This window comes from Falsihalocynthiibacter arcticus (genome assembly GCF_000812665.2).
GTDB classification, from domain to species: Bacteria; Pseudomonadota; Alphaproteobacteria; order Rhodobacterales; family Rhodobacteraceae; genus Falsihalocynthiibacter; species Falsihalocynthiibacter arcticus.
Genome location: NZ_CP014327.1, coordinates 3,715,135 through 3,727,200 on the forward strand (window position 1 = coordinate 3,715,135; position 12,066 = coordinate 3,727,200).

The 12,066-nt window shown below is 51.7% G+C and carries 11 protein-coding genes; 10 read left to right on the forward strand and 1 reads right to left on the reverse strand.

Annotated elements, in window-relative coordinates; genetic code table 11:
- Nucleotides 1–139: 139 nt before the first annotated feature.
- From RC74_RS18210 to RC74_RS21920, 10 genes are all read left to right on the forward strand, one after another.
- Nucleotides 140–1,168, forward strand: coding sequence for a substrate-binding domain-containing protein (locus RC74_RS18210; RefSeq protein ID WP_039000829.1), 1,029 nt, complete (start codon nt 140–142; stop codon nt 1,166–1,168).
- Between the two features lie 121 nt (nt 1,169–1,289).
- On the forward strand, nt 1,290–2,267 hold the full coding sequence (locus RC74_RS18215) for a glucokinase (RefSeq protein ID WP_039000830.1): 978 nt from the start codon (nt 1,290–1,292) through the stop codon (nt 2,265–2,267).
- Between the two features lie 117 nt (nt 2,268–2,384).
- A complete protein-coding gene (locus tag RC74_RS18220; RefSeq protein WP_039000831.1) occupies nt 2,385–2,660 on the forward strand; it encodes an STAS domain-containing protein in 276 nt (91 codons plus the stop codon).
- On the forward strand, nt 2,657–3,022 hold the full coding sequence (locus RC74_RS18225) for a response regulator (protein WP_039000832.1): 366 nt from the start codon (nt 2,657–2,659) through the stop codon (nt 3,020–3,022). Before RC74_RS18220 ends, RC74_RS18225 begins: the two co-directional genes overlap by 4 nt.
- A 10-nt stretch (nt 3,023–3,032) precedes the next feature.
- The gene (locus tag RC74_RS18230; RefSeq protein ID WP_052274649.1) at nt 3,033–5,372 is read left to right on the forward strand and encodes a chemotaxis protein CheA; all 2,340 of its coding nucleotides are present in this window, start codon (nt 3,033–3,035) and stop codon (nt 5,370–5,372) included.
- 5 nt (nt 5,373–5,377) lie between these two features.
- Nucleotides 5,378–5,845, forward strand: coding sequence for a chemotaxis protein CheW (locus RC74_RS18235; RefSeq protein ID WP_039000833.1), 468 nt, complete (start codon nt 5,378–5,380; stop codon nt 5,843–5,845).
- On the forward strand, nt 5,842–6,714 hold the full coding sequence (locus RC74_RS18240; RefSeq protein WP_039000834.1) for a CheR family methyltransferase: 873 nt from the start codon (nt 5,842–5,844) through the stop codon (nt 6,712–6,714). Before RC74_RS18235 ends, RC74_RS18240 begins: the two co-directional genes overlap by 4 nt.
- Nucleotides 6,715–6,760: 46 nt before the next feature.
- A complete protein-coding gene (locus RC74_RS18245) occupies nt 6,761–7,147 on the forward strand; it encodes a response regulator (protein ID WP_039000835.1) in 387 nt (128 codons plus the stop codon).
- Nucleotides 7,148–7,149: 2 nt separating this feature from the next.
- Nucleotides 7,150–7,557 (forward strand): hypothetical protein, encoded by a 408-nt coding sequence (locus RC74_RS18250; RefSeq protein WP_039000836.1) that lies wholly within the window; start codon nt 7,150–7,152, stop codon nt 7,555–7,557.
- Between the two features lie 113 nt (nt 7,558–7,670).
- A protein-coding gene (locus tag RC74_RS21920) for an IS630 family transposase (RefSeq protein ID WP_156477400.1) occupies nt 7,671–8,629 on the forward strand; the annotation gives its coding sequence in 2 pieces (ribosomal slippage) (nt 7,671–8,012 and nt 8,015–8,629; 957 coding nt in all).
- A 112-nt stretch (nt 8,630–8,741) separates the two neighbouring features.
- On the opposite strand, the gene RC74_RS18265 is transcribed toward RC74_RS21920, so the two are convergent.
- Nucleotides 8,742–11,624: an Rne/Rng family ribonuclease gene (locus tag RC74_RS18265; RefSeq protein ID WP_039003196.1), complete on the reverse strand. Its 2,883-nt coding sequence runs from the start codon at nt 11,622–11,624 to the stop codon at nt 8,742–8,744.
- Nucleotides 11,625–12,066: the final 442 nt, after the last annotated feature.

Consider the following 12,066-nt stretch of genomic DNA (forward strand, 5'->3'; position numbering starts at 1 on the left):
TCATTAAAAAGTCAACGAGGGATAAATCCCCCATAAATGCAGCTTTATATCCTTATTTTATGAGATTTTTGTTTTCTTTGACCTTGGAATAATTTAGGTCTATCGTTTCCAACTTATATCTAAGCGCTTTGAGAAACCCATGAACCTTAAATCTCTTTCTGACATCCTTGGCCTCAGCCAAACCACGGTGAGCCGCGCCCTAAACGGCTATCCCGAGGTGAGCGAGAAAACGCGCCTTAAGGTTCTGGCAGCGGCGCGCAAGCACCATTACAGTCCTAATACCCGCGCCCAAAGTCTGGCAACGGGGCGCGCAATGGCCATTGGACACGTTATTCCCATGTCCAACAATCACGAGATGGTTAACCCGATTTTTGGCGATTTCATCGCGGGGGCCGGGGTCGCCTATTCAAATGCTGGCTATGACATGCTGTTATCCATTGTTCAGGACGACGATGAGGAGCAAGCCTATCGGCGGATGGCGGCGCGTGGGTCTGTAGATGGGATCATTGTACACGGACCCAGAAAAGACGATCCGCGCGTTGCATTGTTACAGGAGATCGGCCTGCCGTTTGTGGTGCATGGACGCATGATGGGCAATGATAAGGGGTATTCGTGGCTCGACATCAACAATACACGCTCTTTTAAACGGGCAACCGATCTGCTGCTTGATTTAGGGCACCGCCGCATCGCCTTACTGAATGGGCTGGAAACCATGGATTTTGCATCCCGTCGCCGCGCGGGCTTTGTCGAGGCTATTTCGGAGCGCGGTATCGCACCCGACCCTTCCCTGATGTTTAGCACCGAAATGACGGAACAATTCGGCTATGATATCAGTAGGAAACTCCTCGCAGACGATAATCCTCCGACCGCTATCATCACGTCCTCCTATCTGATGGCGATTGGAATCCGGCGGGCGATTGGGCGTGCGGGCCTTTTGATGGGACGCGACGTATCGGTGGTGACCCATGACGATGATTTGTCCTATTTGCGCAATGGCGACAGCATCCCAACCTTTACCGCCACACGGTCCTCTGTCAGGGATGCGGGCAGCCAATGCGCCAAAATTCTCTTGCAATCGATTACATCAGGCAGTACCCAACCTGTGCAAGAGCTGTGGGAGGCAGAGCTTATGGTTGGGAGCTCAACGGGCCCTGCCCCACAGCGTTAAGCGGATGAGGCAAAGCCGGGAGCGAATAACAGGGGTATTTTCTTTTCACCAAATGACTTAGATATCCCTGAAAATTCGTGCGCGGTTGATAAACCCCACTCGCAGGATAAAAGGCCATACGATGACACATACGACAGCTTCGAACCGCTATTCTTTGTTGGCCGATATCGGCGGCACAAATACGCGCGTAGCCCTAAGTGAAGGGACACGGGTTCTTGAGGCCTCAATCCAGCGTTTTAGCAATGCCAAATACCCTGACCTTGTCACGATCCTAAAACAATATGTGTCCGAGCAGGGCAATGTGGACTGTTCAGGCGTGTGTGTTGCCGTGGCGGGTCCGGTTCGAGATCGCGTCGCAACCATGACGAATTTGAACTGGACGATAGAACCAGACTCATTGGCGGCAGCGACGGGCGCGGAAATTGTTTCAATTTTGAATGACCTTCAAGCGCAGGGTCACGCCCTAGGTCACCTCAAATCCTCCGAACTTACGCCGATTTCAACAGGCAAAGAAGCCGGACCGAATGCCGCCAAATTGGTGATTGGAGTTGGGACCGGATTTAACGCAGCCGCCGTATACGATACCGCCGGTGGCCGCCTCGTAACCCCATCCGAATGTGGGCATATTACCATGCCTGCACGCGACGAAGCGGACTTGAGCCTCAGTCGTTACGTGCAAAGCTCCCACGGATTTCCCGGCGTGGAGGAAGTCATTTCCGGGCGTGGACTTGAGAGGATATATGCATGGTATAGCGCTGAAATTGATCAGAAAACTATAAAGTCCGCCGCCGAAATTATGGCTTCAATTGAAGCAAAGGATGACCCTCTGGCCGTCCAGACCCTTACCACATTCTGTCGTATTTTGGGTGCGGTTGTTGGCGATCTTGCCCTCATCCATTTGCCATTTGGCGGGATCTATTTGGTGGGCGGCGTGTCGCGCGCCATGGTGCCCTATCTCGCGGACTATGGCTTTTCCACCGCGTTCCGCGACAAGGGACGGTTCTCTACATTTGTCGATAATTTTCCCATCACCGCGATTGAGGACGATTACGCAGCATTAATTGGCTGTGCGCAACATCTCTCAAATTTGAGCAAATGAAACTCCCTTTGAAGTAAGCTATTTTTAACAACCCATCCCCTACACCTGTTTTCATCGACCGGAACAACAGGGGATTCACGTGGCGAACTCGAAACTTCATTCACATGGTGCGGCGCTATGACCGCCCGCATTCAATTGCAAGGCCGCCTAGGTCTCAGCGATGCTGAGCCATTGGCCAATCGATTGCGGTCCCTTCGCGGCGCTGACATTGATGTCGATGCCTCTCAAGTGACTCACCTTGGCACCCTTTGCCAACAAGTTCTACTTTCAGCAGCTTCCGAATGGCACGGTGCAGGGCACGAATTAAAACTCGTGAATTCGACCGACGCCTGTGTGGATCAATTGGCCCTTTGCGGCCTTACGCCCGAATCTTTTGAGGAGAACAGAAAGTGAGCCTAAATATCCTAGCCGTAGACGATAGCCGGACCATGCGCGACATGATCAGCTTGGCCCTGCGCCAAGCCGGTTTTGAACCGACGCTGGCCGAGGATGGACAACATGGGCTTGAAGTTCTCGAGGATTTCACCCCTGACGCCATTATCACTGATATCAATATGCCCCGCTTGGATGGCTTTGGCTTTATCGATGCGGTCCGCAAAATACCAGAGCGCCGATCAATCCCGATATTGGTTCTCACAACTGAGAGCGCACCGGAATTAAAAGCGCGCGCTCGCGCATCGGGTGCGACGGGGTGGATTGTAAAACCTTTTGACCCGTCAAAGCTGGTACGCGCCTTACAAATGGTCACCGGATAAGGATTTTCTTATGAGTGAACAAATTGATCCAATGGCGGAAATCCGCACCGCGTTTTTTCAAGAGTGTGAAGAACTCCTTGAAGCGCTGCAGGACGGACTTATGTCCATGGAGGACGGCTCTAGCGACGGCGAAACGATCAATGTCGTTTTCCGAGCGGTCCATTCAATCAAAGGCGGCGCTGGCGCTTTTGGCTTGGATGAGTTGGTTCGATTTGCCCACCGATACGAAACCACTCTAGATCATGTTAGATCAGGCACACTTGCCCCAGAGGGTGATGCGCTAAAGGTTTTCTTTCGCGCCGCAGACCTCCTAAGTGACATCGTTCGCGCCTCGCGGGATGCAACAGAGACGGACAAAACGCCCATAAACGAAGTTCTCGAACTTCTTCTAGACCTTATTGGTGGCGAAGAGGAAGAAGAAGAGGAAATGGATCCCGCAGATTTTGTCGCAACTGGTGTTGGATTCTCACTGGACTTGTCAGGGCTGGACATGGATCTTCCCGCGTTTGACGAGCCGGATATTGCCTTTCCCGACATCTCCGATTTGCCTGTCGATGTGGTTCCGGAAGATTGCAACAGTACCGTTAACGAAAAGACTGTTTCTCAACCCGACGAAGACCCGTTGAACGCGTATAAAATTTCGTTCACACCCACAAGTGAGCTTTACGCCACTGGTAACGAGCCCATTTTCATTTTCCGAACGCTTCGAAATATGGGAAAAATGTCCATCAACGTGGATCAAAGCAAACTCCCGGACCTCGAAGACCTTGCTGCGGAAGAAAATTATCTAACGTGGAACATTATTCTCGTCACTGATGAGAGCAAAGCGCAAATATTGGAAGCTTTTGATTTTGTTGCAGACATTTGCGAACTCACGATTGAAGCGACAAAACTCCTGCCCGTTGAGCTTGAAATTGTTTCCCAGTCGACAGATGCTTCACAGACCAAGGTCGACAAACTGTTACCCCCTAAGGCTGAAGATCCGATTCCAAGCACAGTCCAGGTGAGCCCAATAGCCCCTGCCAGTGCTGAAAGCCCCGATGATGTAGTGGACTCCACACCTTCAAGTCTAGATGTCAAATCTGTGCCACGAGAAGGGCCCCGCCGCCCCGAAGAGGAGACCGCGGCAATTGCAACCAAGCCCCGTGCGACAGTGCGCGTGGACCTAGAACGGGTGGATCGTCTTGTAAATCTCGTTGGTGAGTTGGTCATAAATCAAGCAATGCTATCGCAAAGTGTTGCCGAAGCTGGCCTTCCCCCGAATGCCCCCGTTTTTACAGGTTTGGACGAGTTACAACAGCTCACGCGGGATATTCAAGACAGCGTTATGATGATCCGCGCGCAGCCCGTAAAAACGCTTTTCCAGCGCATGGCACGAATTGTGCGCGAATCTTCTGCAGCCGTAGAAAAAGAGGTCCATTTAGACACTGTTGGCGAAGGCACCGAGGTGGATAAAACGGTCATAGAACGCCTGGCTGACCCCTTAACACATATGATACGAAATGCGGTTGATCACGGGCTTGAAAACACCCAAGATCGATTGGCCGCGGGGAAGCCCCGCGTTGGTGTCATTTCACTCTCGGCGCGCCATCGCTCTGGGCGCGTGGTCATCGATGTCAGCGACGACGGAGGAGGCATAAATCGCCCCAAAGTCCTCGAGAAGGCGATTGCCAAAGGGCTTGTCGCCGACGACGCGCAACTCACCGATAGTGAAATCGATAATATTCTCTTTCTCCCAGGTTTCTCGACGGCAGATCAGATTTCCAACCTTTCCGGTCGCGGAGTTGGCATGGACGTTGTTCGCAGTGCCATACAATCGCTGGGCGGGCGCGTTACGATTACTTCGACTGCTGGCGTTGGAACCACTTTTTCAATCAGCCTGCCCCTTACGTTGGCGGTTTTGGACGGAATGGTCATTCAGGTTGCTGGTCAAACGCTAGTCATTCCTCTAAATACAATTGACGAAACGCTCACACTTGGCGAAGGCGATATCAGCTCATTTGGGCCACACACTTCGGTCGTTAGGGTTCGAAATGGGTTCGTCCCCCTTCTCGACTTGGGGTCTGAACTTGGCTACCGCAAACCGCAAGCTGACTACGTGGGTTCAATCGTTCTCCTCATTGCCCACGAAGATGGAAGTCGCGCGGCTTTAGTCGTCGATGAGATTAGGGACCAAAGGCAAGTCGTGATCAAAGGCCTCCAAGAAGGATATGGTCGCGTCCCAGGAATTGCCGCGGCGACCATACTTGGCGATGGCCAAATTGCACTCATTCTAGATCCCGTTGACATCGTTTCGGGCGCATCAGGATGTACAGTTCCCTCTGAAACCCCAATCGAATTAGCAGGTTAGATCAGATGACAAATACAGCAACAGAAAAAACTATTTCAGAACTTGAACTATTATCGTTTCGAGTTGGTGAACAGGAGTATGCGGTCGATATCATGTCGGTGCGAGAAATTAGAGGATGGACACGGGCAACACCTTTGCCACACTCGCCTCACTTCGTGCGCGGGGTGATCAATCTGCGCGGAACCGTTCTTCCGATAATAGATTTAGCTGCGAGACTTGGTCAAAACATGACTGAAACTTCGGCCCGAAATGTGTTTATCGTCGTACAATCTGAGGACGAAGTCGTTGGACTCCTTGTCGATGCGGTTTCCGATATCCTCACAGTTACGACGGATGAACTTCAAGCGCCTCCTGACATGGCAGCAGACGCAAACCAAAACTTTGTAAGCGCGTTGACGATTGTAGACGACCGTATGCTACGCGTTCTAGACTTGCGTGCGGCATTACTTTCGGCTCCGTTGGAGGTCGTATGAACGCACTTAACCCCAGCGCTGCAGACGACGTTGGCGGGATGACTCCCGACCAATTTGCGATTATTTCGTCGCTGGCCCACAAAGAAGCTGGGCTGGTGTTTCCAGTTTCGAAATCCGCACTTGTATCTTCACGGCTGGTTAAACGTCTTCGCGAAACCAGTATCGTAAACTTTGACGACTACTGCCAGTTCGTTTCATCTTCGGATGGTAAGAATGAGTTGCGGCTCATGATTTCTGCGCTGACAACAAATATCTCTAGTTTTTTTAGGGAAAATCATCACTTTGAATTCTTAAAAACAGACGTTTTTCCTGATCTAGCGCGTCGTGCCAAAGCTGGGAACAGAATTCGTATCTGGTCTGCAGGCTGCTCTGTGGGAATGGAGGCCTATTCCATTGGAATGACACTACTTGAAATCCTTCCGCAAGCTTCAAGCCTTGATGTTAAAATTTTGGCTTCAGATATCGATCCGAAAGTTTTGATTGTTGGAAAAAATGGCACATACGATGAACGGCAGCTGAGTGCAATTCCACAAGAACTCCGCAAAAAGTACTTCGACAACCCGAGTTCTACAGAGCTGGGAAAATTCCAAGCACACCCAGATCTGCTATCTCTAACCACGTTTCGGGAACTGAATTTATTGGAAAAGTGGCCAATATCCGGGAATTTTGATATTATATTTTGCCGAAATACGGTGATTTACTTCGATGACAAAACTCAAAACAAACTTTGGCCACGATTTCAAAACGCGCTTGCGCCAGAGGGATGGTTATTCGTCGGGCACTCTGAACGCGTTCCGGAAACATCGAACACCGATTTCGAGAATCGTGGCATGACAATTTACAGACGAAGCCCTCGTCCAACTACCTAAAACGACAAACTGTCGCAAACGAGCAATATTGGTAAAGGAAAAAGCCATGTCTTTAAGAGATCAATTACGCGTCATGGTTGTGGATGACATGTCCACAAGTCGAGGGCTTCTCACTCAGGCTTTGGATGGGTTTGGCGTTAGAAATGTTGGTAGTGTTGCAGACGGGCAAGCTGCCCTTGTTGCCTTAGAACGTTCGCCAGTTCATCTTGTCATTTCTGATTATAACATGCCTGGCATGGATGGTTTGCACCTTTTACACGCATTACGTCAGGGACCAAAAACAAAAGGTGTCGGATTTATTCTGATTACTGGACGTGCAGATCGTGAAATCATTGAAAAGGGTAAACAATTGGGAATGAATAATTTCCTAAAAAAGCCTTTTGATCCAGTCCAACTGAGGGCATGCATAGAAGCCGTTGTAGGGCGACTGTAGCTTTGAAAACCACAACGATCCAAACACCAAACGAAGACCTTGAACACGCAAATATCGATGTGAGTGTCTTACTGGGGCGTGTTGCTATTGAGCTTTCCGGAATCGCAGAATCCGCAAGTTCAGTTCAACATGCGCTAGGTAGAACAATGGATCAGGTTTCGGATTTGTGTGATGTGCCAATCATAGAATTTCAGGCTTTGGACCGGATGCAGCAGAAACTTGAAGACCTTAGCAAACTGTCGATCCTCCTATCAGATGCAACCAATGGGACCTCGGAACAATATGTTACGTCTATTCAATTGAGGGAAACGCTTCGCCTCACAAGCCTTACCGGCCGTCTTGAGGGGAACGATGCGGATACGTTTGAGGCCACAGAGAACAACGGTGAAGGTAACTTGACGCTGTTCTAATAAATATCAACTTGAAATACGAAAATGACACTAAAGCGTCGAGCTTAAATATTGAATCGATAGGATTCCGTTGAGTTCAGTTTTGTGATTCACTCTGGTTGGGAGGATGGATCATGTCAGCAGCATTACCGATGGCGCTTCGGGCGCGGTTTCAAGAGTACATTGAGGAAGGGTTGAGCGGTCGTGCGGCGGCGGCGCGTTTGAAGGTTTCGGCGGCCACGGGCGTTCGCTGGCTTCGCAGAATCCGTGAGCGAGGCAATGCCACACCGGATGTCCAAGGGCGACCAAAAGGACACGGAAAGCTCGCGCTCCACCGTGAGTTTCTTGTAGAGTTGGTCGCGCAGGATGGTGACATCACACTGCCAGAACTGGCCGGAGCGCTGAAGGCCGCCACGGGTGTTGTTGCCCATTCTGCATCTATCGGACGGTTCCTGCGCAAACTTGGTTACACGTACAAAAAAAGTCACTGGTGGCCACCGAGCGGCTCCGCGCCCATGTGAAGCTGCGTCGTCGGGACTGGTTCCGGTACCGTATTCCGGCAATGCAAGCGCATCCTGAACGGCTCGTCTTCATAGACGAGACGTCAGTAAAAACCAATCTGACCCGACTACGTGGGCGCAGTCTATGCGGAAAGCGTCTGGAAATGGACGCACCGTTTGGGGCGTGGGGCACTCAGACGTTCATTGCAGGCCTGACGCAAGATAACCTGATTGCACCATGGGTCATCAAGGGGGCGATGGATGGTGAGGCGTTTGAAGTCTACGTCCGCAATGTCCTTGCCCCGGAACTGCGACCAGGCACTGTCGTCATTTGCGACAACCTTGCCACCCATTACAACAAGGCGGCTGCAGAAGCCTTGCGGGAAGTCGGGTGCTGGTTCCTCTACCTGCCGCCGTACTCACCCGATCTCAACCCCATTGAAATGGCCTTCTCAAAACTCAAAGCCCACCTTCGAAGGATCGGAGCCAGAACATTTGACCAGATGTTCGATGCCCTCGCCAAAATTTGCAATCTCTTCACGCCAGACGAATGCTGGAACTTCTTTTGTGAGGCGGGATACGGATCAAGTTAAAAGCTCGATGCTTTAGGTAACGCAAACCAACTCCTAGCGGGCGACAGCGTAGACGAAAAAGGCCCCTAGATCACTAGGGGCCTTTTTCGTCATTTCATGTCTCAAGCCACCACTATTTACCGGCTGACCACCAACCCAATTTCTTAGGTTTGGCTGGAACGTTTTCTGCAAGAACAGCACTCTCACTTGTTGCTTCAACTACTGGTTCGGACACGCCTTCAACAATCGTATCTTTCTTAGCTTTCGGAACCGCTTTCGCGCGCTTACGCGGCGGTTTAGGCGCGGAAGTCACCTCCGCCACTTCCGCAGTACTCTCCTCGCCAGCCGCAACTTTTGGTTTTCGCGGCGCGCGTTTGCGAGGTGTTTTGGGTTTTTCAACCTCTTGCACTGTTTCCGAAGGAGGTTCGGTCACAGGTGCAACATTGTCACTGCTTTCTTCGGCATGATTGGCATCGGCAAGTGCTTCGACCACAGGTTTTTTACGCGGCGCACGTTTTCGCACCGGTTTTTTGACGGTCGTATCAATTGAGTCACTTTGTGAACCACCTGGTTCAACTTCTGGAGATGTTTCCGAAGCTGCGACGTCGCCTATAGCCGTTTCATTCGTTCCCTCAGCCACCGCATCAGATTTCTTCCGACGCGGGGCACGGCGACGCTTTCCTGAAGCTTCTTCGCTAACCTCGGCCACCTGCTCCTGAGAGTTGACCGACGGTGCTTCCGAATCCGCGCCAGAAGTTGCATCCACAGTCGGCGCTGTATTTTCGCCATCCGAACTTGCGTCTTGCGGGGCATGATTGTTGCCTTCGGAATTGGAGGCATCGCCACCATTTCCACCTCTCCGACGACGACGGCGGCGACGGCGTTTCTTGGGGGTTCCGTCTTCGTTTAGGGATGGTCCGTCACTCGGAGCTTCCGCGACAACCGGTGCCACAACAACTTCTTCTTCGACCTCCAGCGCTTCAATTTCTTCGTCTAAATCATCCATCAACGAAGCATCAGCAGAGACAACTGCGGTTTCAACAGGACGCAAATTGCGCGTAGCAGTTTTGAAACGTTCAATGCTGAAATCTGGGCTGACAAGGAAAGGGTCAGCTTCGATGCGCACAGACAGACCATACCGTGCTTCAATCTGCGCGATATGCTCGCGCTTATTATTCACGAGGAAATTCATGATACCCACTGGCGCTTTGAGCAGTACTTCGCGCGCCCGACGGCGGACACCCTCTTCCTCGAGCTGTCGTAGAATCGCGAGCGCGAGATTGTCGTCGGAGCGGATCAGGCCCGTGCCGTGACAATGGTGACAAGGTTGTGTGGTTGCTTCGAGCATCCCCGGACGCAAGCGCTGGCGCGACATTTCCATAAGGCCGAAACCAGAAATCCGTCCCACTTGAATACGAGCGCGATCGGTTTTCAATTTGTCTTTCATCCGTTTTTCAACGGCTGCATTGTTGCGGCGATCTTCCATGTCAATGAAGTCGATGACGATCAAGCCAGCTAGATCGCGCAAGCGTACTTGACGCGCCACTTCTTCTGCGGCTTCAAGGTTGGTCTTGGTGGCCGTATCCTCGATTGAGCCTTCTTTTGTGGCACGACCAGAGTTCACGTCCACAGCAACAAGTGCTTCGGTCACATCGATAACGATGTACCCACCCGATTTCAGCTGCACTGTCGGATTAAACATTCCCGCGAGATAGGTCTCGACTTGGAAACGCGCGAACAAGGGCAACGGATCGGTGTAGCGTTTTACGTTTTTCGCATGGGACGGCATGATCATTTTCATGAAGTCCTTGGCCACGCGATAGCCCGCTTCGCCTTCGACCAAAACCTCATCGATTTCGCTGTTATAAAGGTCGCGGATCGTCCGTTTGACGAGATCACCCTCTTCATAGATCTTGGCTGGAGCGATGGATTTAAGCGTTAGAGAGCGAATTTGCTCCCACAAACGTTGAAGGTATTCATAGTCACGCTTGATTTCTGGCTTGGTCCGTTCGGCCCCGGCCGTACGCACAATGAGCCCTGCCCCTTCTGGAACGTCGATCTCTTGCGCGATTTGTTTGAGCTTTTTGCGATCAGCGATATTTGTGATTTTGCGAGAAATGCCACCACCGCGTGCGGTGTTCGGCATCAAGACGCAGTAGCGACCAGCTAAAGACAAGTATGTTGTAAGTGCGGCGCCTTTGTTGCCACGCTCTTCTTTCACGACTTGAACCAAAAGAATTTGGCGAACTTTAATCACTTCTTGAATTTTATATTTCCGTGGACGGAATTTACGCGGAGCGCGCACTTCGTCTTGCACATCTTCATCTGCAACAGACTCGATACTATCGTCTTTGTCGGTCGCTTGCAAAGGCGCGTCGTCGTCGTCACCATCATCCGAGTCATCCTCGTCGGAGGCGTCTGTTTTTACAGCTGGCGAAGTGTCTTCATCTTCGGGTTCGTCTGCCGCGGGTGTATCGACCGGTGTTTCGGCCACCAATTCCATCGGAGAGCTGCCTTCAAACGCATCGGCGTTTTGGCTGTCGTCGTCTTCGCCAAAATCGACGACGTCCATGCTAGATGGCCCGTCGGATTCTTTTTTCGGCGTGTCTTCTGTGATTTCTTTAGTCTCAACTGCGTCGCCCGACTTGGCTTCGGCGGCTTTTCCGCTCCGGCGACGACGGCGACGTTTTGGGTCGGGTTGCTCGTCATCGTCCTGAAGCGACTTAGCATAGGCAGCTTCCTCGGCCAAAAGCGCTTCGCGATCGGCTATGGGGATTTGATAGTAATCCGGATGAATCTCGGAGAAAGCGAGGAAACCATGGCGGTTTCCGCCATAATCAATAAACGCCGCCTGAAGCGACGGTTCAACCCGCGTTACTTTTGCAAGATATATATTGCCAGCTAGCTGGCGTCTGTTTTCGGCCTCAAAGTCAAATTCCTCAACTTTGGTTCCGTCAACCACCACAACGCGAGTTTCCTCTGCATGGGTGGCGTCGATAAGCATTTTCTTAGCCATTTGAACTCTTTGCACGCGTGCAAAACACGCCCCCCGATAAGGGCGGTGCGTCGTGCCGGGTGTCTGATTTGGGCGAAGGATGCGTCACGGGTAAATGGCAAAGTTATGGGGCTGGCAATGCCAACCTCAACTCTTTGCCTCTGTCTTCCGTCGCATCTCATTCGCGTTTCTGCTCCGATGTTCTGTATCAGTAATGATATAAACATCCGTTCATGCGCCCGGGCCGGCTCGCGGCCTCACGGGCAAATTTGCAGCCTTGCGGCCTAATCGGTCTGCGCCGTCGTCAGAGCCATGGCCCCGTCCCGCCGGTCGCAGCGAAACTCTCCGTACGGTACAGTCCCCATTGGACGGCCCGCCGTAAAACGATACTAGTTTGTATTGGGGATAAAAGACAATGGGAAAAATGCGCACGACACAACCTGTGCGTGCGCGCCCTTCATTC